34 protein-coding genes, 1 tRNA gene and 2 pseudogenes are annotated in these 24,087 nt (G+C 48.5%); 26 read left to right on the forward strand and 11 right to left on the reverse strand.

Translation table 11 applies throughout. The features are described from left to right. Positions 1-310 precede the first annotated feature (310 nt). The 4 genes from C7382_RS05210 (at position 311) to C7382_RS05225 (ending at position 2,023) form a co-directional block, all read left to right on the forward strand. Positions 311-784, forward strand: a complete 474-nt coding sequence (locus C7382_RS05210) for an HU family DNA-binding protein (protein WP_116679257.1) — start codon at positions 311-313, stop codon at positions 782-784. A 141-nt stretch (positions 785-925) separates the two neighbouring features. Then, positions 926-1,375 (forward strand): N-acetylmuramoyl-L-alanine amidase, encoded by a 450-nt coding sequence (locus C7382_RS05215; protein WP_116679258.1) that lies wholly within the window; start codon positions 926-928, stop codon positions 1,373-1,375. Then, positions 1,372-1,584 (forward strand): hypothetical protein, encoded by a 213-nt coding sequence (locus C7382_RS05220; RefSeq protein ID WP_116679259.1) that lies wholly within the window; start codon positions 1,372-1,374, stop codon positions 1,582-1,584. The genes C7382_RS05215 and C7382_RS05220 overlap by 4 nt, the downstream gene beginning before the upstream one ends. Continuing rightward, positions 1,571-2,023, forward strand: coding sequence for a hypothetical protein (locus C7382_RS05225; protein ID WP_116679260.1), 453 nt, complete (start codon positions 1,571-1,573; stop codon positions 2,021-2,023). The genes C7382_RS05220 and C7382_RS05225 overlap by 14 nt, the downstream gene beginning before the upstream one ends. A 91-nt stretch (positions 2,024-2,114) precedes the next feature. Here C7382_RS05225 and trmD read toward each other — a convergent pair whose 3' ends face one another. Further along, positions 2,115-2,792, reverse strand: coding sequence for a tRNA (guanosine(37)-N1)-methyltransferase TrmD (trmD, locus tag C7382_RS05230; RefSeq protein ID WP_116679261.1), 678 nt, complete (start codon positions 2,790-2,792; stop codon positions 2,115-2,117). Between the two features lie 217 nt (positions 2,793-3,009). On the opposite strand from trmD, the gene C7382_RS05235 reads away from it, so the two are divergent. From C7382_RS05235 to C7382_RS05340, 22 genes and pseudogenes are all read left to right on the forward strand, one after another. After that, a tRNA-Asp gene (locus tag C7382_RS05235) sits at positions 3,010-3,083 on the forward strand. A gap of 310 nt (positions 3,084-3,393) precedes the next feature. Next, entirely contained in the window at positions 3,394-4,626 is a 1,233-nt protein-coding gene (locus tag C7382_RS05240; RefSeq protein WP_013816574.1) for a site-specific integrase, read from the forward strand. A gap of 35 nt (positions 4,627-4,661) precedes the next feature. Continuing rightward, positions 4,662-4,934 carry an ORF6N domain-containing protein gene (locus C7382_RS05245; protein ID WP_116679262.1) on the forward strand — a complete coding sequence of 91 codons (273 nt, stop codon included), beginning with the start codon at positions 4,662-4,664 and terminating at the stop codon, positions 4,932-4,934. 12 nt (positions 4,935-4,946) lie between these two features. Beyond that, positions 4,947-5,408, forward strand: a complete 462-nt coding sequence (locus C7382_RS05250) for a DUF1896 domain-containing protein (RefSeq protein ID WP_116679263.1) — start codon at positions 4,947-4,949, stop codon at positions 5,406-5,408. A 358-nt stretch (positions 5,409-5,766) separates the two neighbouring features. After that, positions 5,767-6,126, forward strand: a complete 360-nt coding sequence (locus C7382_RS05255) for a hypothetical protein (protein ID WP_116679264.1) — start codon at positions 5,767-5,769, stop codon at positions 6,124-6,126. 6 nt (positions 6,127-6,132) lie between these two features. Next, positions 6,133-6,654 (forward strand): hypothetical protein, encoded by a 522-nt coding sequence (locus C7382_RS05260; protein WP_021644043.1) that lies wholly within the window; start codon positions 6,133-6,135, stop codon positions 6,652-6,654. 9 nt (positions 6,655-6,663) lie between these two features. Next, positions 6,664-6,894, forward strand: a complete 231-nt coding sequence (locus C7382_RS05265; protein ID WP_021644044.1) for a hypothetical protein — start codon at positions 6,664-6,666, stop codon at positions 6,892-6,894. Between the two features lie 22 nt (positions 6,895-6,916). Continuing rightward, positions 6,917-7,198 (forward strand): hypothetical protein, encoded by a 282-nt coding sequence (locus C7382_RS05270; protein WP_116679265.1) that lies wholly within the window; start codon positions 6,917-6,919, stop codon positions 7,196-7,198. 12 nt (positions 7,199-7,210) lie between these two features. Continuing rightward, the gene (locus tag C7382_RS05275; RefSeq protein WP_012457825.1) at positions 7,211-7,513 is read left to right on the forward strand and encodes a hypothetical protein; all 303 of its coding nucleotides are present in this window, start codon (positions 7,211-7,213) and stop codon (positions 7,511-7,513) included. A 12-nt stretch (positions 7,514-7,525) separates the two neighbouring features. Then, positions 7,526-7,942: a PcfK-like family protein gene (locus C7382_RS05280; protein WP_116679314.1), complete on the forward strand. Its 417-nt coding sequence runs from the start codon at positions 7,526-7,528 to the stop codon at positions 7,940-7,942. 11 nt (positions 7,943-7,953) lie between these two features. Further along, a complete protein-coding gene (locus C7382_RS05285) occupies positions 7,954-9,225 on the forward strand; it encodes a PcfJ domain-containing protein (protein WP_116679266.1) in 1,272 nt (423 codons plus the stop codon). A 24-nt stretch (positions 9,226-9,249) separates the two neighbouring features. Beyond that, the gene (locus C7382_RS05290; RefSeq protein WP_116679267.1) at positions 9,250-9,504 is read left to right on the forward strand and encodes a hypothetical protein; all 255 of its coding nucleotides are present in this window, start codon (positions 9,250-9,252) and stop codon (positions 9,502-9,504) included. Positions 9,505-9,508: 4 nt separating this feature from the next. Next, positions 9,509-9,727, forward strand: coding sequence for a hypothetical protein (locus C7382_RS05295; protein ID WP_021663494.1), 219 nt, complete (start codon positions 9,509-9,511; stop codon positions 9,725-9,727). A gap of 237 nt (positions 9,728-9,964) precedes the next feature. Beyond that, on the forward strand, positions 9,965-10,609 hold the full coding sequence (locus C7382_RS05300) for a DUF6796 family protein (RefSeq protein ID WP_116679268.1): 645 nt from the start codon (positions 9,965-9,967) through the stop codon (positions 10,607-10,609). Positions 10,610-10,622: 13 nt separating this feature from the next. Further along, complete coding sequence (locus C7382_RS05305; protein WP_116679269.1) at positions 10,623-11,186, forward strand: methyltransferase family protein; 564 nt, start codon at positions 10,623-10,625, stop codon at positions 11,184-11,186. A 14-nt stretch (positions 11,187-11,200) separates the two neighbouring features. After that, positions 11,201-11,815, forward strand: a complete 615-nt coding sequence (locus C7382_RS05310) for a class I SAM-dependent methyltransferase (RefSeq protein ID WP_116679270.1) — start codon at positions 11,201-11,203, stop codon at positions 11,813-11,815. Positions 11,816-11,855: 40 nt separating this feature from the next. Beyond that, positions 11,856-12,368, forward strand: a pseudogene (locus C7382_RS05315) (hypothetical protein); the annotation flags it as partial. A 6-nt stretch (positions 12,369-12,374) separates the two neighbouring features. Then, entirely contained in the window at positions 12,375-13,037 is a 663-nt protein-coding gene (locus C7382_RS05320; RefSeq protein ID WP_116679315.1) for a class I SAM-dependent methyltransferase, read from the forward strand. Between the two features lie 34 nt (positions 13,038-13,071). After that, positions 13,072-13,257 carry a hypothetical protein gene (locus C7382_RS05325; RefSeq protein ID WP_133241533.1) on the forward strand — a complete coding sequence of 62 codons (186 nt, stop codon included), beginning with the start codon at positions 13,072-13,074 and terminating at the stop codon, positions 13,255-13,257. Positions 13,258-13,281: 24 nt separating this feature from the next. Further along, positions 13,282-13,788 (forward strand): annotated as a pseudogene (locus tag C7382_RS05330) (isoprenylcysteine carboxylmethyltransferase family protein). An 89-nt stretch (positions 13,789-13,877) separates the two neighbouring features. Beyond that, positions 13,878-14,345, forward strand: coding sequence for a PH domain-containing protein (locus C7382_RS05335; RefSeq protein ID WP_116679272.1), 468 nt, complete (start codon positions 13,878-13,880; stop codon positions 14,343-14,345). Positions 14,346-14,378: 33 nt separating this feature from the next. Then, complete coding sequence (locus C7382_RS05340) at positions 14,379-15,026, forward strand: hypothetical protein (protein ID WP_207772707.1); 648 nt, start codon at positions 14,379-14,381, stop codon at positions 15,024-15,026. A gap of 18 nt (positions 15,027-15,044) precedes the next feature. On the opposite strand, the gene C7382_RS05345 is transcribed toward C7382_RS05340, so the two are convergent. Genes C7382_RS05345 through C7382_RS05390 form a run of 10 tightly spaced genes read right to left on the reverse strand, consistent with a single transcriptional unit; the run spans position 15,045 to position 24,084 of the window. Further along, positions 15,045-15,521 (reverse strand): DUF3872 domain-containing protein, encoded by a 477-nt coding sequence (locus C7382_RS05345; protein WP_116679273.1) that lies wholly within the window; start codon positions 15,519-15,521, stop codon positions 15,045-15,047. 12 nt (positions 15,522-15,533) lie between these two features. Continuing rightward, complete coding sequence (locus C7382_RS05350; RefSeq protein ID WP_116679274.1) at positions 15,534-16,100, reverse strand: conjugal transfer protein TraO; 567 nt, start codon at positions 16,098-16,100, stop codon at positions 15,534-15,536. Beyond that, the gene (gene traN / locus C7382_RS05355) at positions 16,094-17,119 is read right to left on the reverse strand and encodes a conjugative transposon protein TraN (RefSeq protein ID WP_116679275.1); all 1,026 of its coding nucleotides are present in this window, start codon (positions 17,117-17,119) and stop codon (positions 16,094-16,096) included. Before traN ends, C7382_RS05350 begins: the two co-directional genes overlap by 7 nt. A gap of 22 nt (positions 17,120-17,141) precedes the next feature. Further along, on the reverse strand, positions 17,142-18,503 hold the full coding sequence (gene traM / locus C7382_RS05360) for a conjugative transposon protein TraM (RefSeq protein WP_116679276.1): 1,362 nt from the start codon (positions 18,501-18,503) through the stop codon (positions 17,142-17,144). Continuing rightward, positions 18,493-18,780, reverse strand: a complete 288-nt coding sequence (locus C7382_RS05365) for a hypothetical protein (protein ID WP_116679277.1) — start codon at positions 18,778-18,780, stop codon at positions 18,493-18,495. The genes traM and C7382_RS05365 overlap by 11 nt, the downstream gene beginning before the upstream one ends. Then, entirely contained in the window at positions 18,777-19,400 is a 624-nt protein-coding gene (gene traK / locus C7382_RS05370) for a conjugative transposon protein TraK (protein ID WP_004585399.1), read from the reverse strand. Before traK ends, C7382_RS05365 begins: the two co-directional genes overlap by 4 nt. An 11-nt stretch (positions 19,401-19,411) precedes the next feature. Next, positions 19,412-20,539 carry a conjugative transposon protein TraJ gene (gene traJ / locus C7382_RS05375; protein WP_116679278.1) on the reverse strand — a complete coding sequence of 376 codons (1,128 nt, stop codon included), beginning with the start codon at positions 20,537-20,539 and terminating at the stop codon, positions 19,412-19,414. Between the two features lie 31 nt (positions 20,540-20,570). Beyond that, entirely contained in the window at positions 20,571-21,200 is a 630-nt protein-coding gene (locus tag C7382_RS05380; RefSeq protein ID WP_004585397.1) for a DUF4141 domain-containing protein, read from the reverse strand. A gap of 26 nt (positions 21,201-21,226) precedes the next feature. Then, positions 21,227-23,752, reverse strand: a complete 2,526-nt coding sequence (locus tag C7382_RS05385; protein ID WP_116679279.1) for a TraG family conjugative transposon ATPase — start codon at positions 23,750-23,752, stop codon at positions 21,227-21,229. Beyond that, positions 23,749-24,084, reverse strand: a complete 336-nt coding sequence (locus tag C7382_RS05390; RefSeq protein ID WP_021644061.1) for a DUF4133 domain-containing protein — start codon at positions 24,082-24,084, stop codon at positions 23,749-23,751. Before C7382_RS05390 ends, C7382_RS05385 begins: the two co-directional genes overlap by 4 nt. Positions 24,085-24,087 lie beyond the last annotated feature (3 nt).

A 24,087-nucleotide genomic window follows, 5' to 3' on the forward strand; every position in this document is an offset into this window, starting at 1 on the left:
TATGAGGCTCTTCTTTATTACTTGGTCTCCATTTGTTCCGTATCTCTGCCTATTCCCCGTCCTTATATACGTAGATGGTGAGGCAAAGGCTCCCCGTAAGTGAGTGCAAAAAGGGGTGAAGAGGAGGCCATAGACGGCTATAGAATGCCACAGACGGCAGTAGGATGCCTTTCGATTCCCGTGGTCGGATGAGGCATTCTACTTTTGCATCGTCAGCAAGAAGGAACGCTATCCGGATGGCCATCCACGAGAAGAGACCCGAGAGGCCGACAGTATTATTTCATTCACTAATTAAACAACAAAAAGTATTATGGCAGTTTCATTTAAAGTAAGAGAACGCAAGGTAAAGATCAATGGCAAAGCAGTGAAGATTCGCTTCGCCCAAAGTGTGAAAACGGGAGATATGGATTTGCTCGAAATCTGCGACTTGACGAGTAAGATCTCCGCCGTGAGCGAAGGTGACGTCCGCTCGGTCCTCAATACACTGACCGACCTCATCATCGGAGGTCTCAGACAGGGACGTTCTGTAGCGCTGGGTGAGTTGGGACGATTTCGCATCAGTCTGTCATCCAAAGCAGCACTGGAGGGAGAGACGTTCACTGCAGAGAATATCCGTCGTGCCCGAGTGACTTTCTATCCCGGTGGTGAGATCCGCCGTGCTTGTCGGGAGATTCGTCTCAAAGGGATCAACCAGATTCGTCCCGAAGAGCAGCCGGTCACCCCGCCCGTTACGCCCCCATCCCATGATGGTGGCGCAGAAGGATCAATCGGCGGAGGTCTCTAATCCTAACTAATGTCCTGCCTGCAACCAAGACAGGACTTAGATCCAAGGCCGGAGACAGACCATAAAGTTGGATCTTCGGCCTTTCTCTATCCCTATTACCAATCATTCACCATCAAACATCATCTGACAAACATACATACAATGAATACCATCAAATATTTCGTCATCCACTGTTCGGCTACGAGATCCAATATGACCTATACCTCCCTACAGCTCGATCGTGACCATCGTGCACGTGGCTTTCGCTCGGCGGGCTACCACTTCTACATCCGTCGCAACGGGGACACCGAGGCCCTGCGGCCGACACACGAGCCAGGCGCCCATGCCCGAGGTTACAACGACTGTAGCATAGGCATCTGCTACGAGGGAGGTCTCGATGCCATGGCACGTCCGGCCGATACGCGAACGCCGGAGCAGAAGGATGCGCTGCGGCGTTTGCTGCTGGAGCTGAGAGTAAAATTTCCCCTGGCGAAGGTCATAGGACATCGCGATCTGAGCTTCGATCGCAATCAGGACGGTCACATCAGTCCCGACGAATGGATGAAGGCCTGCCCTTGCTTCGATGCGCACGAAGAATACAGTCGCCTATGAGACGGAAAGCAACCCTACATCTCTCCCTCGCCGTGCTCATGAGTGCGGCAGGGTTGGGACTCCTCTTTGTCGGCTTTTTCGTGCCGCCATTGGGCGAGATAGACTCGTCCGTCCTCGTTGCTTATGGGGAGGTGAGTACCTTCTCGGGCAGTTTGCTCGGCATAGACTACCGTTACCGATACAGACAAGGACAACATGGAAAGTCGTAATGCGATCGTTCGTTCTGTCTTTGCAAGCATAGGGCTGTGGCTGATGATGGCAGGGTGTCGCACGGTCAGGCTCGAAAGCGAATCGGCTCAGCTGCAAGCGCACCTCTCCCACGACAGCAGCTACTATCATACACGGGTGTCCGGTACTGTCGAAGAGGAGGAGATCACCGAGATAAGTGTATTCCCCACCCTTCTCTCAGAGGCGGTATCCGATTCTGTAAGAGAGTATCCCGCCATAATCCGCAGGCAACGCACTCGGCGAACGACCCGACAGACGGAGTTGCGCGACAGCAGCTGTGCGGAGCATAGGGTGGGAACTATCGTGCAGACAGAGCAAGAGAAGAGACGGGAGAAGCATCCCGCGAGCATCGGATGGGTGCCTGTCCTATTCTTTCTGGGCATTGTGCTTGGGGTAGCAGGTTACATCCGCGAGCGGTAAACCCGATACATCCTAATAGAACGGGGGCGTGCAGACGATGGAAGTTCTGCACGCCCCCGTTTGGTTCGTGTCGGATTGGATTGTGGAGAGTTCAGTCTTCGAGCAAGTCGGGACGCAGTCTCTTTGTCCTTTCCAAGGCTTGCTCCATCCTCCACTTGGCTATGTTGGCTTCGTGTCCACTCAGCAGGACGTCGGGCACGCGCCATCCCTTGTATTCGGCAGGGCGGGTATAGATGGGGGGAGCCAGCAGATTGTCCTGGAATGTGTCGGACAAGGCGCTCCCCGCATCATTGAGAACGCCGGGGATGAGTCGGGCTATCGCATCGGTCATGACTGCAGCTGCGAGTTCTCCGCCTGTGAGGACATAGTCGCCGATGGAAATTTCGCGTGTGATCAGGTGTTCGCGTATGCGGTAGTCGATCCCTTTGTAGTGTCCGCATAGGATGATTATGTTGGAAAGGAGGCTCAGTTCGTTGGCCATCGGCTGGTCAAACTTCTGACCGTCGGGCGAGGTGTAAATCACGTCATCGTATTCTCGTTCCGATTTCAGCTCCGTGATGATTCTGTCGATGGGCTCTATCTGCATAACCATGCCGGGTTCTCCACCGAAAGGATAGTCGTCCACGCGCTTCCACTTGTCCGTGGAGTAGTCGCGCAGTTGGTGCAGTCGTAGCTCCAGCAAGCCCCGTTCTTGTGCACGACCGATGATGGAGCAGTTGAGCGTGCGCTCTATCATCTCGGGGAGGACGGTGATGATGTCAATTCGCATTCTGGTTCTTACTCATATTGATTCGCACACAAAACTACCATATTTATCCGTTCTCCGGCGGGAGAATACGGGAAAAGAGGAAGGGGAGAATGAGGAAACGAAAGAAAGATTTTTACAAGAAACTTCATCAAAGTATTGCACGGAAGAAGAATCTTATTACCTTTGCAGCGCAATCGGAAGAAAACAAGCGAGTTTTTTGTGCTGATTGTACAAACTTGGTGTGGTAGTTCAGTTGGTTAGAATACCTGCCTGTCACGCAGGGGGTCGCGGGTTCGAGTCCCGTCCATACCGCTAAATAGCTGAAAGATAGGCTATAGGTCATCTGAAGCAATTTTAGAAACGAATCCAAAAGCGTCTTAATTCCAGCGAATTAAGGCGCTTTTTCTTTGTCGCCACCCCACACGTCGGATGAGGTTCGGAATAAGCGTATATTCCGTAAATATGCCTCCGGTGGTTCCATTTTGGTTACAAAAAACAAAGGGGCTGAAAATTGTAACCACAGACGACGTTAAGACGATGTTTAGACGATTGACAAATTGCTCTGTTTCAAAATCATATGTCGAACTTTGTAGCCGTATGGTTACACTAATTTTGGAGCAAAATGAAGAGTCAATTTCGTTCAGTTTTTTACTTGCGCAGCAATTACATCAACAAAGAAGGTAAGACGCCCATCCTCATTCGGATTTATCTGAATAAGGAGCGTTTGTCGCTGGGGTCTACAGGCCTGTCTGTCAATGCCCAATTATGGGATTCAGAAAAAGAAAAAGTCAAAGGACATAGTGCAGAAGCACTTGAAGTCAATCGAAAGATCGAAGAAATCAGGGCTGATATTCTGACCATTTACAAACGTTTGGAAGTAACAGTAGATGATTTGACGCCGGAGAGAATCAAATCGGAATACTGCGGACAGACGGATACATTAAACAGTATAATGGAACTTTTCGATAAACATAACGAGGATGTCCGGGCCCAGGTGGGAATCAATAAAACGGCTGCCACTTTACAAAAATACGAAAACAGCAAACGGCATTTTACCCGATTCCTCAAAGCGAAGTACAACAGAACGGATCTCAAATTCTCGGAGCTTACCCCCTTGGTCATTCATAACTTTGAGATATATCTGCTGACTGTAGCCCATTGTTGTCCGAATACGGCAACCAAAATCTTGAAGCTTTTCAAAACCATTACTCTTTATGGGCGCAGACATGGATTTCTGTCTCATGACCCCTTTGTGAACAAGCGGTTTCATACACAAGATTCCAACAGAGGGTTTCTAACCGATGAAGAAATTCAGCGAATCATTGGAAAAGAAATATCCATACCCAGATTGGATTTGGTTCGCGATATTTTCATATTCTCCTGTTTCAGTGGCCTGGCGTATATTGATGTGTCCAATTTAACCGAGGATAACATCGTTGAATTGGATGGACGTGAATGGATCATGACCAGACGCCAGAAAACAAGGGTAGCCACCAATATCATCCTGCTCGACATACCCAAGAGGATTATCGAGAAATATGCTCCTGTCCGAAAAAACGGTCATCTCTTGCCGATTCTCTCCAATCAGAAGATGAATGCCTATCTGAAAGAGATAGCCGATTTGTGCAATATCCGCAAACCCCTTTCCTTTCACATGGCAAGACATACATTTGCCACGATGTCTTTGAGTAAAGGCGTTCCCATCGAATCTGTGTCGAAGATGCTGGGACACACCAATATCAAAACGACGCAGATTTACGCCCGTATCACCAATAAAAAGATTGAACAGGACATGCTCAAGCTATCGGATAAACTGGATATATTCAGATCTCCGGTGTCACAAGCAAAACAATGACTTAAAATTGAATACAAATTCTATAAATCAATGATATGAACACAATAACAGCAGATGTAAGCGTCATCCGGAGTAAAATTCTTGAGATTCGTGGCAACAGAGTGATATTGGACTATCATTTGGCCGAACTCTACGGTATGCAGACAAAAGTGCTCAAACAGGCCATCAGGAGAAATTTGCAGCGCTTCCCGGAAGATTTTATGTTCGAATTTACCGAAAAAAAATGGACGGAACTGGTCACAAATTGTGACCGGTTACTCCGTCGGCTTTATCATTCCCAAGCAAGAGAAATGATCACCAATAATTAAAAAGGAAAAAAGATGAAACAGGAAAAGAAAACCTTGTCGTATTACCGACTCAGGCTGGAAGTTTATCTGAAAGACTACCATCCGCAACTGCTCGGTGACGAAACGTTTATCCGTGAACGTTCCGAAGCTGCTGCAAAAACGTACGAAGAAGCCTTCCTGCAAGATAATCCCATCGGCATAGCCGAAAGCATGGCCATGGAAGTATTGCTTAGAGGACTGCATTTTTCGCCGTATCAGTTTATCGAACAAATCATCGATAACGAATTTGCAAACGAAGTTCCCGCCGAACTGTCGGGAAAACTCTCTTTGCTTCTGTTGGAGCACAAAGAAGTCAAAGACACCTTCGACCGTTACCATCCGGGAGACGACTTCGATGAAAAGCCGGAATATGACCGGCTCTATACCGAACTGACCGGAACGATCGCTACGGTCATGGAAGAGCATGATTTGCTAAAGGACATTATTCTCCGTTAGCCCGATCAATCTTTTCTCGACAACCTCTTTTTTTAAGGGATAGCTTCACACATGGGGCTGTCCCTTTTTCTTTTCCGGAGAATTTCGGGAGTATCTTTTCCGTCTCCAAATCTTCCACCTGTTGTCTTCGATTCCGGAGTGCCGATTCCTTTCTTTGGGCGAAGGAAACCGGCCTTCGGGTAAAGTGTCAAGGCCTGAAGCCCTTTCGGGTTCGCCTGAAAAAATCTCCACATTTCCACTTCGTTCCAAGTTGTATTTTTTCGGGAAGCCTTGACATATACCCTCCGGCCACCTTGAACAGCCCACGAAACGGAATCGGCACACTCCGAGCTTTAGACGCAAAAAAAATGTCAGCATTATGGAACAAGAAAGATTAAATCACTCAATGGAACGCAGGAAACGAAATAACTCCTCCTCGCATTACCGCATAAAAACGGGTTCGGGCGTGTCCATTCTTATCGTGGCAAGCGAATACGGAAATCGTGCCTGTGAATTGACCGAACTACTGTTGTGCCATGTCGGATTTAAGACCGTGCCTGTGGTTTCGGTGAGTAAGGGAAACGGATATGTACGCCTGTACAGTTGGAAAAATTATGTCGCAGAAACCTGCTATGACAAAGATGCGGAAAGCATCAGCCTCTCTCAGGACGAATACGACGATGATGCACTGCTGAATGCAGCCATAGAGAAATATTTTCTAACCCTGACAAAACAATAAACAGTTATGGCAACCCATAATTTCGCTTACGAGAATCGTCTCATCTATGTCGAAGACGAAGACTACGAATCAGGGAATGTTCCCGAACACAAGGAATATGTGCAGGGATGCAACCGCAATTATCCGAGCTATTATCTGGATGAATACCGTGCTTCCTTTCATACGCTTGATATAGTCATTACTTCAGCCTACTATTCGGGTGGGTGTATCGACTACATTCAGCATGACAGCTATTTGAACAACATAACTTTTTGCGATGGATATGATGAAGATGCCACCGACACGATTATGCGTGATTTCAAAGCATATCATCCCGATTATGAGAAAGTCAGAGAATTGGCAAGGAAAATAGGCGAAGATTGGAAGAATTATACCGCTTACGATGCTTTACAGGCATATTTATTCGCATTGGAAAAGCCCGAAGCCGATAAGATAATCGACAAAATCAAAACGGATTATGGCTATCGGGAACTCACTAAAACAGGCTCTTTCTGTAATGGAGAGGCTTTATATGAACAAATTGCATAAACGAAAACAATGATGAAAACAATCCTTATACGGCTGACGGTAGTAGCTGCTTTCATAATCGGAACGGTCTGTATTTGTTCCATGCTTATCACAGAAGAAGCGATAACGGTACTTACCCTGCTCACCGCCCTGTACTTCGTGCGCTTTCTCGTCCGTACGGCACTCTATGTCTTTTTCACGCTTGTCAGGTGGCTATGTATCATAGCTCTATTGGGATTGCTTTTCTGCTCACTCTTTTAATAACTCTATAAACAACAAGGATATGAATACATTCGATTTTCATCAGGACAGCAAGGTTATTTGCCGGATGCGAACAAAATTTCAGGTGAAAGCTGAAAATTATGAACAGGCAATAGCCATTATAAAATCTTGGCAAGGCGAAGACGTGATGAACCATGACGATGAAGAACAGGTCATTTTCGTTGAAGGAGAAACGCTTTTGGATACCTCCGAGAATCTTTCTCCCGAAGAAAACGGAGGTCGTCCGACCATAGAGGTCTTCGATGACAATGGAAAGGAAATCACCAATAATTTGAACCCATAAATATCAGAGGTTATGGCTAATATATGCACCAATTTGTTCTTCTGCTCCACAGAGAACAAAGAGAACCTGAAAACGGTAGAAAACTACATGACGGATACTTTCGGGGAAGGTTGGTATTGCTACTGCTCCGACGAGCAAATGGTGGAGGGCGAATTTGAATCCAAGTGGTCATTTCCCGAAAATTTCTTCGAGAGAATCACAACGGAGTTATCCCATGACAAAACGCTTTATATGCGGATTCTTTCCTATGAATTCGGCAATGAGTATGCGAGTTTCAGGGTGTATAGAGACGGAGAATGGGATATTAAATTCTAACATCTTATGACAATGAAAGGTACAGAGCATTTCAAGAACGTTATCCAAAATTATCTGGACGAACGGGCGCAATATGATGAACTCTTTGCGGAGAATTACCGTAAGAAGGATAAAGACATGGACAGTTGCATTCAATACATCTTAAACACAGTAAAACAAAGCGGTTGCAACGGATTTGCCGATGATGAAATTTACTCAATGGCAGTACATTTTTTCGATGAAGATAACATCGACATCGGTAGTCCGATAAACGCACATGTTGTAGTAAATCAGGTGGTAGAATTGACAGCCGAAGAAAAGGCACAGGCTCATCGGGAAGCGATGCAGAGGGCGCAGGAAGAAGCCTACCGAAAGATGACACAGCCGACAAAGAAAAAAGCTAAAACGACTGTCGATGCAACCCTCCAACCGAGTTTATTCGATTTATAATTTATCGACACATGAAACCGAGAAACAAATTTCAGAAACAGGTGGCGGAGCTGAGCAGTCAGCTCCCCGCCATCACCCAAGCACAAAAGAATTGGGCATTTAAGCACAGCTTTACACATATCGTCAAACGCACGGCAAAAGGAGAATGTACTTGTTTGGAATGTGGGCATACATGGATGGATAAAGAGCATAAGAGAAAGAGAATTATTTGTCCGCATTGTGGAACAGCATTGGAGGTTAATACTACCCGACAAAGGGTTTTCAAACAAACGGAATACTTGGGTATCGTTACGACATTCAAAGGGTATCAGGTCTTGCGCTTCTTCTATATGCAGTCTTACCAAAAGAAGGGTGAACAAGCCGGTTATTTCATTTCCGAAGTGGTGCAGCGTTGGATGAACGCACAAGGCAAGTCCGCAGTACTGGCACGGCTTCGCCCGATGAGTTGTTGGTACGACACTTGGCAGTTCGACAGTAATTTGGAAATACGTCCTGACAAGGATTTGTACGATATATTCCCCTCCGCCATCTATCCCCGACAGAAAATTCTACCTGAAATCAAACAGAACGGATTTAAGGGCGAATATCATGACCTTACACCTTTCGAGTTGTTTCATTCCATTCTGACTAACAATAAAGCCGAAACATTATTGAAGACAAAACAAACCGGACTTTTGCGGCACTTCGTCAGAATTAAATACCGGAATATCGAGAACTATTGGGCTTCTCTCTGCATCTGTATCCGTAACGGATATACCATTACGGACGGCTCTATGTGGTGCGACTATGTCGATATGCTCTGCCGATTGAGTAAAGACATTCATAGTCCGAAATACGTTTGTCCCTCCGACCTCAAAACCGAGCACGACCGCAGGCAGTCAGAACTGCGCAAACAAAGAGAAAAAGAGGAAAGAGAGCAAAAAAGACGAAAGGCAATGGAGGATGAAGAACGTTTTCAAGAACTCAAATCCAAATTCTTCGGTATCTCATTCACGGATGGAACAATTCATGTTCATGTTCTGGAAAGTGTTCAGGAGCATTTGGAAGAAGGACTGGCATTACATCATTGTGTATTTGAGGGAGGATATTATCTCAAACCTCAGTCCCTTATCCTTTCTGCTACCATAGACGGTAAACGAATAGAGACCGTAGAAGTTTCTTTGGAGACAATGAGAGTTGTACAATGCCGAGGGTTGTGCAATCAAAACAGCCAATATCACGAACGAATACTCAAACTTGTCCGCAGGAATATGAACCAAATTCGCCAACGTATGGCGGCATAATGTTTCACTGAAATACATAGAGAAATGGAAATTAAAATAGAAAGCATCATTTGTAATTGGGCAGACGAGATACCTCACATTCTTATAAGGGTTATCAATGCCGTAGCCCTATCTGCGAATGAGGAGGAATTGAGAACCTCTATAAGGCAGATCGCCGAAGAAACGGCACTTGACAAGTTTTTCGTTTACGGTTATGGCGCACATCACTTTTGGCTCTCCCATCGCAGACTGTCCAATGGTGAGCCGATGCCAAACAGATTATTAAAGGTAGAATTTTGAGGATATGAAGAAACGAATTTACAGAATACGGACACAATACATCTTTGAAGGTGTGTTTGAAGTGCTTGCCGAGAGCAGAGAGGAAGCACGGCAAAAAGTCCTGCAAGATTGCGGACTCGTAATGGGAAGGAACATCTACAGCACCTTGCCCGATGAAGAGGTAAATTGGGCATTCGACATCCATCCTGAAAAGCGGATAGGTGAGATAGTGCAGTTGAAGTAAAGAAGAACAGCGGGCGGCATTTTTGTTGCCCGCTACTTTTTGCCGGTGAGCCTGAAGCGGTACAAAAAGTAGCAAAAAGACCGATTGAAAAAGGAAATTAACGGTGATTTGCCGGTTACTGACGAATCGACAGACCATAAGAAATAGGGATTCCGACTGTGAAAATAGCCATTATTGGCGATTGCAAACGATATTCTACTTGTGCATTTTTGTAAACTCAAATAACAAGAAAAAGGTATGGATAAAAAACTCAGATTGACAGGGTATATGGGAGTGGCAGGTAGCCTGCTGATGTATATCGGCGACATGTTGCTGTATTTTACGACACAACCCATTCCCGATTTGGAAAAAGATCTGTTGCCTTCCATGGGCACAGTGCCCTTGGAGCGTCTCGTTGCCGGAGGAATAATAGGACCGTTGGCGGCGGTTCTGTACATCATCGGATTCTACCATTTGTTTCTCAGGGTTAAGAAAGAGCGACGAAAAACAGCCTGCTGGATGCTTGCTTCCCTATCCGTAAGTATAATTGTCGGAGGTGCTTATCATGCCTTCTTCCCTGCTTTCGGCATCGTATCCTCGCAGGGACATCCCGAAATCATCGACCATTTTCTCTCCTATACCGGCTGGTTGGGCGGATTGGCATTTGCACTGATGGGGATAGGTTGGATTGTATTTACCGTTTTAGTAGTACAAAAGCAGACTTCTTTTCCTCGTTGGATAGTTTTCGCAACACCGTTGGTAACTATTTGGCTCAACCTCATTTGGCAACTGTTGCCACAACCATTTCTTCTGTTGATAGCAGGCGGATGGAACAATCTGGTGTGTTTCCTGATTTTTGCGATATCGCTTTTGACATTGAACAAACGTATGGAAAGACAATAATCACGGAAACATTATGGAATATTCATTTTTCACAACATTGCAAGCCGGATGGTTGAATGCTTGGATACCATCGTTCGGCATGGTGCTGATACAATTTATATACATGGCAATCTTCCGTGAGGGAGGAAAGCGTGCAGTGGACACCTCGTGGTACACGGCCAAAGACAAGGCGAACGCCTCTGTCAGTACAATCCTGCAAATTGCCATATTGGTGCTCTCCGTTTTCGTCCCGTTCAAGTTCGGTACGGCATGGTTTCTTGCGGGAATGGTGGTTTACGTGCTTTCGCTGGCGCTCTTTGTCCGGGCTTTTCACAGCTATGTGGCAACTCCTGCCGGAAAGACCATCAAAGGAGGAGTCTATCGTTGGTCGCGCAATCCGATGTACTTTTTCTTTTTTACGGGGATGTTCGGCGTTTGTATCGCTTCCGCCTCGTTGTGGATACTACTCGTCATGATACCCTTCATCATTGCCACGCATTTCCTCATATTGGGAGAAGAACGCTATTGTGAGGAGACCTACGGAGAGGAATACCGCGAATACAAGGCCAAGACGCCACGTTATTTTTTGTTCTTTTAGCAACTGAATAGAAGATGAGACTGTTCAAGAAATTCATAAGCAATTGCCGCAGACCTGAAAACAATTTCTGGGGAAAAATGATGCTTGCGGGGATGAACTACAGCCATAATAAAATGGCTCTTTGGTGCATCGACGAATGTATCCGGCCGGCCGGTGAGGAGGATATTCTCGACATCGGTTGCGGCGGTGGGCAAAACATCGCCAACTTCCTAAGAAGGACGAAAGGAAAAGTATGCGGGGCGGACTACTCGGCGCAGAGCGTGGCAAAATCCGTTGCCGGAAACAGGAAAGCTGTCCGGGACGGCCGGGCGGAAATCATGGAGGCCTCGGTCTCGTCCCTTCCTTATGAATCTGCGACTTTCGATCTTGCAACAGCTTTTGAAACCATCTATTTCTGGCCGGACATCGTCGAGGATTTCAAAGAAGTAAGGCGTGTACTCAAGCCGGGCGGCAGATTTGCCGTCTGCAACGAAATGGCTTCCGAGGCAGGAACCGAGCGATGGATTTCACTCTTGGATATGAGAATTTATACCCCGGACGAAATCGTTGAGAACATGACGAAAGCAGGGTTTACACAGACCTCCGTATTTACGCAGGGCAATTGTATCTGTGTTATCGGGCATAAATGAATACATGACATACTCCAATTGTTTCCAAATCATTATCGAAATGAATCTGATAAAAGAATTTAGCACTGCTCTTTGCAGTGAAAAAAGAAGTGGACGAATCCCCGAAGAGCTCGATTTCTTCGGCTCTTTGGTGGGAGAATGGGAGATCGAATGGACAGACCGTTTGTACGACGCAACACCCAGACGGGTAAAAGGCGAATGGATATTCTCTTGGGTTTTGGACGGCACAGCCATTCAGGATTTGTTCATCGTCCCGTCGCGTTCCGAGAGGTTGATAAACAAACAGCCGGATGCCGAATACGGAACCACACTCCGCATTTTCAACCCGAAGACTTCGGCATGGGATATTTTCTACGGTTGTACGGGCGAAGCCATCCGGTTGACAGCTCGTAAAACGGGGGATGACATCGTATTGACCGAAAACACGACAGGCAGAATGAGATATGTTTTTTCCGATATGACTGCCACCGCTTTCCATTGGCGCAAAGAGCAACAAAATGAAAACGGAACATGGCAGACGGTCGCCCGGGTCGTTGCGACGAAAAGACAACAACAAAACATGGCACAAAAAAACGCCTATCAAAAACAGATAAACCGCTATGACGATGTACTGACGGGGCGTAAATGGTGGTCTTGGCTGTATATGCACTGTCTATGGAAGACCGATGATAATATTGTCGCCAAAGAGATTATGGAAATGATCCCCGACAACTTCCGTGGCAGGATTCTTGATGTACCTGTGGGAACTGCCGTTTTCACTCATGACAAATACCGTCGAATGGCAAATGCCGAGATTATAGGGTTGGATTACTCGCAAGCCATGCTTGATATTGCATGGTCGCGATTTGAAGATACGGAGATAAAGAACGTTGTCCTACAGCAGGGTGACGTATGCGAATTACCTTTCCACTCCAATTATTTCGATCTCGTTCTCTCGATGAATGGTTTTCATGCCTTTCCCGATAAGGAGAAGGCATTTGCCGAGGTCTTCCGCGTGCTGAAATACGGAGGGACATTTTGCGGCTGCTTTTACATCAAAGGCCAACGTAAACCCGCCGACTGGTTTGTCCGAAAGGTTTTGGATAAAAAGGGATTACCTCCTCATTATACACTGGAACAAGCAGAAAAGAAACTGCGAGCCTTGTTTGGAGAGAATCTGAAAATATGGAATGAAGGTTCCATACTGATTTTCAGATGTGTCAAGCCGGATGGTCAACGTTGATAGTATCGGATTATTAACTAAAATAATAGAGAATATGAGTGTTACAAGCATTATTGATGACGGAAAAGTCACAATCGTACAAGGAGTAAACGGCATCTTGCTGTGTAAGGAATCATGGATGAACAAACAGAATAGTACAGGAGACTGGGAAGTGGCAGCTCCCATCTTTACCTCGGATCACGAAGAAACGGAGATGAAGAATAACAATGGCAATCGGTAAAATCCAATCGTATGCAGTACATTTATTATCACATTCATCATCTTCTTCGCCCTCCGGCCGGTTTCCCTCTCTTATTCCATCTGCAAAGAGAAACGTATCCAGCAAAAGGGAGCAGTGCAATACGGCAAGCTGAATTGCGCTTTTACTGATTTTGGCGCATATAGCATACTATTTTTCCCCCTGTACGAAGCTTATGCTTCGGGTGGTAGATTTCAATTATTTCTCGGTCCGGGGTGTTACCATTATGGGATTTGCCTATGCAATGCTGTTTTATGTCATCTATAAGCTGAGAGATGTTTGGACGGTGAAACTATATATTGTCCCCAACCAGTGCATAGAGAGAAGTATCCTTTTCAAGACGGTGCGTCATCCCAACTGTTACCTAAATATCTTGCCCGAGCTGATCGGGGGAGCTCTGCTCTGTAATGTGTGGACCATTTGGACAGTCGGACTGCCGTTTATATCTGCCTTTTTGCTGTACACATCCAGCAGGAAGAAAAAGCCATGGCCGATTTGTGGAAAAATGGATAAAAAAACAATAATTCATTGGGTAAAAATATACCGAACCCGTATCTTTGGACGCTATAAGTCTCATTGACACGGTAAACTTGTAATTAGTTATGAGCTACATAGAGAAAACATTGCTGACGGGTGAAACCGTTACATACAAAGCCCAAGTGCATTGGTGGGTTTTTGTTTATCCGATGAAATTCCTATTGTTCGGACTTCTGTTGATATCCTTTTCACCACTCTACATCAAGATTCCGGGTTATGTGCTGATCGCTATAGCCCTATGGGGGATTATCAACAGCTACCTCGGCCGGTGCTATGCCGAATACGTCGTAACTAACAAACGGGTGATTTTCAAATTAGGCCTGATTCGTCGCAGTGTTGTCGAATTGCAACTGAACAAAGCCGAAGCCATCGCTTTCGGAGAATCGTTTTGGGGACGAATTTTCAACTTCGGAACAGTGGTCGTAACTACCGGAGGTGCTACCAATACCTATCCTTACATCGCTGATCCTCTGAGCTTTCGCAGAGCTATCAGCGAAGAGGTAGATAAGCGTTTCGGCAGAGGCAACGAATAGACTAAAACCACATACGTCGCATTTATTAAATATATGATGGAGATATTGAACCGGATTATCGGTGAACTCAAGGAAGCCTTGCAGTATTTCAAAGAGAGAACGAAGCATAAATATTATGGCGATCGCTTCGAAGAATGGGTTGTGATGCACTCCAATATCAGTAAAGACGGTATGCCCGACACAGGAAAACATGCTCCATTCTGGAGGTTGTTGGAGTGGCGTGGGGATAAGTACGTCAACGGATATCGTCCCGTATCTTCCTCTGCTCCGGATTTACTGCTGGAGTGTATCTCCAATAAGAGTTCCAGCTATGTCTCCGGAGATATTATCGCAGTAGAATGCAAATGGCGCAGCACGGTGAATTTCTTTATTCCCAAAAGTGATGCCGAGAAATATGAGAAATATTTCCGTACCAACAAAATTAGATACCCTGTCAAGCATCTGTTTTATCTTTTCGGCTTCGGATGGTCCCGTAATGCACCGGAAGCCGTATATGTAATTCCATCCACGGCATTGTACGAATATGATGAAAATACATTCGAAATAACGTTTCCCAATGGAGAATCGATGAAGGAGAAGCAGCTACGGATGGAAGATTACAAAGTACAGTCCAAGACGTTGATTTACGCTTTTCCGGAAAACGGAAAGCGCCTATCCTCTCGGACGGGCGCTTTCGATTGATTAAGAACAAAAAAGGAATTATTGGAGCGGTCTGGTGCGGTAACCGGCTTCTCGCTCTTTATCCTCGTCCGATTCTTTGTGATTGAAATCCAGAACGATCGTTTGCGATTGTCCATGATTGTCCTCGAAGACGATTTCGAGCGACTGTCGCTCTTTGCTTTGCGAGGTATAGTAGAGGCGGAAGTCTCCTTTATCCACCGGATAACGGTCATTGGGTTTGAGAGCAACCCTGCGTCCGATCCGCAAAACGCCTTTCCCTTCCGTTTGAAAAAACCGCATTGTATAGCGCGTTCCGGAAAAATCGCCTTCCGAAACGAGGGTACAGCGCACTTCCACGGTTTCTCCCTGTTTGATTTGTTTGGGAACCGGCATTGTGCTTACTTCAAACGGAAAAACCGTCTGCACGTCCAGCTCCCGATTACAAGCAGATAAACAAAACCCGGCCATGAGCAATACTCCCATCACCCACAGCGCATCGATCCATTTTCTTTTCATCGTTTCATTGGTTTAGAGGTTTATACGAAATCCCGCCGAGAGAGCGGGACGAAAAAGATTCACATCCGATCCGAAACACAAGCGTCCCTGAGCTTTGATGAGCAGCAAGAGACTGTCCGTCAGAAAAAGCTCCATCGACAGATGCACGGCGCCACCATACACGAAGCCCGAACGATCCAAGAGGCGGGCGCCGTCGGGTAAAAAAGTTCTCCCCCGGTCAAGTTCTTCGTAACCGCCTAAAGCGGAAATACCCGCGCAGACAAAGAGGTTCTTCCCGCCATCCGACAGTACGGGATGCATATAGCCGACCTGCAGGAAGGCATCTTTCATCGGCACACGATAGCTTCGATAAGCTATATCCTGCTGCTCGTATTCGGCGGCGAGAAAGGTATAGTTTTCGCTTTTGAGGTAGCGGGTAAACGATATTCCGATACCGAAATGATCTCTCTCTCCGTTGATAACAGGCAGGCTGCCCGTAATCTCCATCCCCTTTTGTCCGGGAATCAGGCGTTGTGCGTACGAAGGAGTGCCCATTACGACAACACAGACGAGTAAAAACAGACACTTCTTCATCACCATCGGAGTTTCAGGTTATCGATTCGTTCGGCTCGCAACAGGTCTTCCTGCTGCACGCGGAATGTCAGGGTTCGTCCACCGTTACGCTCGTAAAGCGTTACTTCCAGCTGCTTGTCTTCGGGCAGAGAGAACTGCTCCAGCGCAAAGACCGTCCGTTCGGACGTCTTCCCTCTGACCCATGCCACCTGATGGGAGGCGCGAAGCGGCTGCAAAACCTGCTCCTGAATCGCTGTGCGTTTGGCCACCTTTTTATCCACCACTTTGAAGGTGATGAAGTCCACCGAGTAAGGCATATTCGTCTGATTTCCGATAACGACGTGGAAGAAAAGCAGCCCGTTGTGTGCATACAGTCCTCGAAGGAGAAACTGCATGCCGAAATGCCGCGCACCGATGTGCTTAACCGTTCGCTTATTATGCTTGTAGATGGTTTGCATCATCAGCTTCACAAGTACAGGCGACTCGTTGCCCAATTCCTTGAAGTAGATGTCGGCACGGTTCGAAGGCAGGCGTCCTTCTCCGGAATACAAGAATTGCGCTTCGCGCCTGTCCTGGCTGCACTCGGCATAGCCGGAGCAAGCTCCGCTCTGCCCTCGTTGGCACAAGAAGTCTTTCATCTCCACATTGAGTTTCTCCGGCTCTTCGGCATACTTCACATTGTAGGAGTAAAATGAACCGTCTTCACAAATGACCGACAGGTTGGTCTCCGTTTCAAAATTCCGTACGGCGGCCTTGACACGCAGCACGTTTTCGGCATCTTCCGCTTTTCCGGCAATCAGGTTATTGCTTCCCAGATCGACATAGCGGATGGCGGAAGGAAAAATCAGGTGAACGGTCTTTTCAAAAGTCACCTCCAGTCCGTAAGGCAATACGACCCGGCCTTCGGGAATCGCCTTACTCATTCCCCGGTAAAACGCTCCGCTTGAAAGAGGATGACCGGCCGGTAAAATCGCAGTCGTATCCTGCGCAAGGGCTGTCGCTCCGATAGTCGCAAGCAGGACAGCCGATAAAATCCATTTCTTCATGATCGTCGATAGATTGATTGTTTTACTTTGTCTGTACTAAAAAGAGGCGGTACCCGCCTTTGAGCGTCACTTTTACGGTGCGGAGTTTCTTTTGCAAGAGCTGACTTGCTCCCTGCATCACCCCGCGGGCCGCTTCGGAAAGGATCTGGTCTTTGGCGGAGGAGGCAAAGGTGAACGAGGTCCCGACCGTTCCTCCCATATTGGCTCCCACTTCTTTCAGTGCGGAGACCTCTTCCGATCCGGGAATAAAAACCCCTTCCTGCCCGTCCGTATCGAAGGCGGAGAGCTGAACGGAAACGATCCGTCCGCCATATTCGATACTCGTGATATGAAGCTTCATCCGGTTGCCGTCGATTCGGGCCTGTGCCATCAGTCGGGTATGACGGGGAATGGAAAGGTCGTGCAGGCGAGCGGACTCCAGCAGACGGAGTTGTACGAAGTCTCCATGCTGCAGGGTGGTTGTCCTGTCCACGACCACCCGCAACGTATTACGGGTGACGGACGATGCCGGCACGTCGGCAGACCGGAAACCGAAGTTTCGCTCTTTATGCCCGTACTCAGCGATAAAAGCCGAATCGCTCATGGGCTGATCCAGAGACGAAACGATTGCTTTCTTCTCCGGAAGAAGCTCCACAGCGGGTAAAGCCGCCCGTTCCGCTGTCGCCGCTGTCTTGGGTGCGGGAGCATCGGCCGGGCGTTCCTGACTTTGGGCGTATGCATCCCGAGAATTTGCATCACCGGAGGCCGGGAAGTATTTGGCTGCCATCCGGTAAGATTTTTCGAGCAGTTCGAGGTGATCGATCTCCTCCTCTTTTTCCTCCTTGAGAGTTGCGAGTTCGGAGCGTATCATGTCCAGCTCTTCCCGCAGAGCTTCTTTCTCATAGTCGTATGCCGGTGGCTCGTAGAATGAATGTACCATCTGCGACGTTTCTTCATATCGGCTTACCGACCGCTCGATCGGATGAAGTCCGTCCGAAGCGGCCTCTTCCGAGAGTTCCTGCTCCCGTGTTTCGTCTTTCTTCTCGAAATAGTCGTAGAGGTTGCCGAGGGTCTCCTGCCGGTGGGATTCCTTTTCTTCATCGCGCCCCAGTTCATAGCCTTTCAGTTTATCGTCGGGCAGTTCCCCGTCGGTGGCTTGCGGAACGGTTTCGTTAAGACCTGCTGTCCTCTCTTCCTTTTGTCGCTCTTGGGCCGAAGGAGAGAAGATCAGCCATAAGGAAATCAGAAAGAGGATGCCCAATCCGGCGAAGACAAGCAGTTTTTTAAGCTGTTCTTTCTTCTTTTCGGACTGTTCTCTTTTTTCTTTCTCTTCTTTGTCCGCTCCCTTTCCCGGGGTCTCCGGAAAAACGGGATGCGGATGTTTCGGATGTTTTTCATTGTTCATATTCGATTGTATTAAGGTTATTTTCGGCGTAATGCTTTTGCGGAAGTCGCTCCGTCCGGAGGCTGTCCGTGCGAACGGGACTGTCGATCAGCTCGCGGAATCTTTTTTCTTCCGCCGGTCTGTAATCGGACGGAGCAAAGAACCGGACAATCATACCGAGCGAACAGCACAGGTAAATCAGGCTCAGCCCGAATACCGCGATTTTTCGTTGCAGGGGGCTTAAACGGTCGCATTGCCGCTTTAGGCCGAGGTGTAATTTCAGATAGAGCCGTTTCATCGTTTCACGGTTTGAATGTCCTGATTTTGCAGCACGGTAAAGCGTTCCAACAGGAAACCCTGCGGATTGTTGTCCGAACGAACGGAATTGATCAGGCTGCATTCGGTGATAAGCGACCGCTCCGTGATATTGCTCTGGCGGACGATAAACTGCCGGGCGTAAGTCCTGACCCGATAAGGATAGGCCTCGAAATCGCACCGGATGGAGTCGAGCTCGATACGCTGGTGGATATTGCCTGAGATCATCCGGCTGTAATATCCTTTTTCCATCAGGTCTTTGTAGTAATTGTAGGCCGTTTTGTCGGCCAGCATCAAAGCGCGTTTGACATTCCCTTCGATGGCCGCCTTGTCCGGCGCAATCGTAAAGAAGAGTTCGTGAAAACGCCTGACGTGCTCACGGGCTTCCACGGGACGGTTGGCTTTGGCATCCTGACTGAGAGCGAGCATAAGCGACTTTCCGTTGTCCAGCACATAGACTTTCTCCCGCTGTTTTTCGGCAAAGGAATAGGATGAAAAAACAGCATAGCCCGTGATAATGAGGCAGAGTACGACAAAGGCAATGGCATAAAGCCGGATCTGCCGGAACGATGTTTCGATATTTTTCAATGATTTGAATTCCATAAAGTAAGGTGTTAGCTGTTCGTTGTTTTAGGTTGTTTCGTCAATGCTCCGTTGATGTTTCCACCGCCGGGGTTCGATCCGCTTTCGGACGTGTTTCCTCCGGAGGAACCTTTCCGGAATCGCTCCCTGAAACGTCCCAAAGCATTACCGACAACTGCGCCGCCTGCGGCAGACAGCGCCTTTCCACCCGTCAACGCCTTTCCTCCGGTCCGTTTAGCCAGCTCATTGACATTCTTACCATAGTTGCCGATACCGCCGCCCGCTTCGATGATCCATCCCGAAACAGTCGGTACGCTGAAGAAACCGAGAATGCCGATCAGGAAGAAGACGATGTAGTACCAGTTTCCCGAATCGGGCATATAGTTCACGTCCTGCAACTGGGCAATCTCCTTGTTGAGCATCAGGATTTGTATCTTCGTGAGCAGTGCTGTCAGAATACTGCTGACTGGCAGCCAGAGATAGACGGAGATGTAGCGGCTGAACCAGGCTGTCAGCGATCCGCTGAGTCCGTCCCATACGGCGATACCGAACACGATCGGCCCCAGGATGGACAGCACGATCAGAAAGAACGTGCGGAGCGTGTCGATGACCAGACTGACGGCATGAAAGAGCAGTTCCAACAGTTGATAAACCTTTTTTATAAACCAGCGCTTGGCGTTGAACGCCGTACGTTCGGCATACATGCCGGCCAGGGTAATCGCGTCTTCCGGGCCGATAAAACCCATCTCCTCGATCTTGTTATTCCACGCTTCGTCATCCACCAAATAGGCTCTCGACTTGTCCCGTTTATAGGCTTCCTCTTCCAGCCGGTCTCTTTTGAGTTGCAACGCCTGCAGGTCGTCCTGCTGTACGTGCACCATTTTCTCGGTTCCCTGTACGACGGGGCTGAGTACGGCATTCATCGTACCCAAAACGATAGTCGGGAAGAACATGATACAGAAGCCGAGCACGAACGGACGGAGCAAAGGGAAAACATCGATCGGTTCGGCGCGGGAAAGAGATGACCAGACGCGCAAGGCGATGTAAAAAAGCGCACCCAGCCCGGCAATGCCTTTGGCGATGCCGGTCATTTCACTGCACAGGGGCATCATCTCCTCGTAGGTAGAGCGCAGCAGCTCGTGTAAGTTGGCAAAATCCATTGTACATAAATTCAGCGGTGAAACAAACAGCTTACCAATAGCGGCTGCTACCCGAACCGTAGAGGGAGTTGACACGCTCCAGCTCCCCTTTTTCCGCGGCACGGACAAAACTCACGGAAATGTTCTTCTGCGTAAAATAAGAGGTTACGGCACGGTACTCCCGAACTTCGTCATAAATCCGGTTGATCAGCTCCATTCGTTCCTTATCGTTCATCGACAAGGCATTGTTTTTGAGAAGCGTTTTCAGTTCCTTGAGCGACTCACCGCTCATTTCAAGCAGTTTGGCATAGCCCGATGCCATAGCCGAAAGTTCTTCCGGACTGTAGTTCGGATCTTTGAGCATGGAGCGATACCCCGTGACGTAAATATCCGTGATATCGCCTACCATCAGGATGATCTCTTTTACCTTGTAGGCATCCCCGATCAGGTTATTGACCGTCTTGAGCGCATCGTAGTATTTTTTCCCCTGATGATAGACTTTCTCCACTTCCTTGAAGTTATTCAGGGTATTTTTTACCGTCTTGGAGGCCGTTGCGATCTCCTTGACCGTGTTGGCGATGTTGCCGGCAAAATTGGTCGGATCGGTCACGACCCACTGGGCATGTACGCTGCCACAGCAGACCGCCAGTACCATGCCGAGAATTAAAATCTTGTTCTTCATGATGTTTCAGGTTTTGGTTCGTTCTATTATATATGGTTCAAGTCTTTGCGTCGGTTTCGTTTGGTTTCGGCCAGTTGGCGGATGGCCTGTTCGATATGACCTCCCGATTTTTCAGCCAGCCTCAGCACTTCCATTTTTTCCGTCTCTTCCGTTGTATAGCAGAGATACTCTTCGGCCGAGACTTCGGTGGCATAGACAGCCGATTGCGTGCCGCCCAGCCCGATCCAGACCTCTTTGTAGAGTCTGGACGGATCGTTGTCCATATTGATGGACAGGATCTGCGACTTCTCCTTATCGGTCAGCCCGAGCAGGTTCTGTATCTGGTCGAATTTGTTGGCATACTTGCGCTGGTCGAGAAGAATCTTGCAATCCGAGTTGTTGATGATGCTCTCCTTTACCACCGGCGAAGAGATGATATCATCCACCTCCTGCGTCACCACGATTGCCTCCCCAAAATACTTGCGCACCGTTTTGTACATATATTTCAGGTAGTCGGCCATATTGGCCGAGGCGATCGCTTTCCAGGCTTCCTCGACGATCAGTTGTTTGCGAACGCCTTTGAGTCGCCTCATCTTATTGATGAAAGCCTCCATGATGATGATGGTTACCACGGGGAAAAGTTCCCGGTTTTCCTTGATGGCATCGATTTCGAAGACGATGAACCGCTTCGACAGGAGGTCGATGTTTTTGTCCGAATTGAGCAGGAAGTCGAAACGACCGCCCCGGTAGTACTGGCGGAGCGTAGTCAGAAAGTTGTCGATATTGAAATCTTCCCGACTGACTTTGATCTCTCGGTTTTCCAGTTCCGGCCGGTAGGTGTCGCGCATGAATTCGTAAAACGTATTGAAGTTCGGCGTTATCCCTTTGTCCGAACCGATCAGGCGGATATAGGCCGAGACAGCGCTGCCGAGCTCGCCCGATTCGGTTTTCGATATTTTTTCCTCTTCGCTTTTCCAGAGCGTCAAAAGCAGCGTTTTGATACTGTCTTTCTTTTCGACGTCGAACACCCCGTCATCGGTATAAAAAGGATTGAACGAAATCGGCTCCTCTTCCGTATAGGTAAAATAGATGCCGTCTTCACCTTTCGTTTTCCGGTGGATGAGCGAACAAAGTCCCTGATAAGAGTTGCCCGTATCGACCAGCAACACATGCGTTCCCTGTTCGTAATACTGCCGTACGAGATGGTTCATGAAAAACGATTTTCCCGAACCGGACGGTCCCAGGACAAATTTGTTGCGGTTCGTGATAATCCCGCGTTTCATCGGCAAGTCCGAAATATCGAGATGGAGCGGTTTGCCCGTCAGGCGGTCGGACAGTTTGATGCCGAAGGGTGAAAGCGAGCTGCGGTAGTTCGTCTCGGCCGTAAAGAAGCAGAGAGCCGGCTCGATAAAGGTGTAGAATGTTTCTTCGGAGGGAAAATCGCCCGCATTGCCGGGCATGCCCGCCCAATAGAGCGTGGCCGTGTCCGTCGTATTGTGACGGGGACGGCACTCCATCAAGGCCAGCGCCGAGCCGACATCGTTTTTGATCTGCCGGAGTTCTTCCCGGTCGTCACTCCATGCCAGCACATTGAAATGCGCACGGATGGAAGCGAGTCCCTGGGAGTGCGCAACGTTCAGGTATTCCTCGATCCACTCGCGATTGATCTGATTGGAGCGGGAGAAGCGGGCAAGTGAAAGCATGTTTCGCGCCTGTTTCTCGAAGCGTTTGAGATTTTCTTCGCTGTCGTCGATAAAGAGGTACTGGTTATAGATATGGTTACACGGGAGCATCAGCCCGACGGGAGCGGCAAAGCTCAGCCGGCAGTCGCTGCGATCGGTGGAGAGCCGTTCGTAACGGCCGTCCGTTGCGACGGCGGCAGGCAGATCGTCCGTATCGGACAAGGTGTGCAGGCAGAGGATTTGATCCCCGATCCGCACTTCATCGGCGCCGAGCCGGAGGTCTTCGAGCGTGCCTGCCGCATCGTCGCGTAACGAGAGGTAACGGTCGAGCAAGCCACGCTTGTCGTCCGTGCCTGCGATCTCATCCGCCGAAAGACGTCTGAGCCGCATACAGCCCGAATCGTTGATGATTCGTTCGAACTGATCAACGGCCTCCAGAAATTTCAGGACGGCCTCCCGCTCCCGGACTTCCTTCGGCAGAAGGGTTCCGCGACAGAGCGTCGAGAAATCGCTTCGTTGTGCCATGCGCTGTTTCGTTGTTTTCGTCAGACAGAGGTAGACGGAATGGCGCAGGAAGGGACGTTCGTTGAAATGCCGTTCGTAAGAGCGGTCGAGGAACGAGAGATCGTCCTTTTCCAACTCCGGACGGTAGCTTTCCCGAATAAACCAGTCCTGCTTGTGCAGGATGCTGTAAACGGGCAAGACCTTCACCGCCTTGTGCCAGGCAGCATGCATCGCCGCGTATTCGGGCGAGGTCACGGTAAAGAGTTCGGGCAGTTCAAGAGAGAAAGCCACGGTGATGTCGGCATCTTTCGATACGATGCAGCCATTTTCGATGGCCAGCAGCGGGAACTTCTCTTCCAGTTCGCATTTCTTACGGATATTTCTCATGGCGTCGATTCGTATGTCGTTACAGCCCGGACGGAAAGAATACGGCGGACAGGACGGCGAGAGAGCAGGTAACGGGGATGCCGGCGAGCGGCTCCCCGTTTCATCAGCCCGTGTTCTCCGTACTTGCGGTTCATCGCGAACGTTTGCCACACCACGAGGGTGGCACCCGATACGCCCATGCCCAGACAGAGATACTGGTTCATGCCGCACATGTAGCAGATGACGACAAGGATAAACGTCGCCAGCAGCCCGCCTGCGAAAATGAACAGGTATTGGGATTTAAGCCCTTTGAACTCGACCGTCCGGCCGATTCCCTTGTTAATCTCCCACATGGC

The organism is Porphyromonas loveana (assembly GCF_003096695.1).
Lineage (GTDB): Bacteria > Bacteroidota > Bacteroidia > Bacteroidales > Porphyromonadaceae > Porphyromonas > Porphyromonas loveana.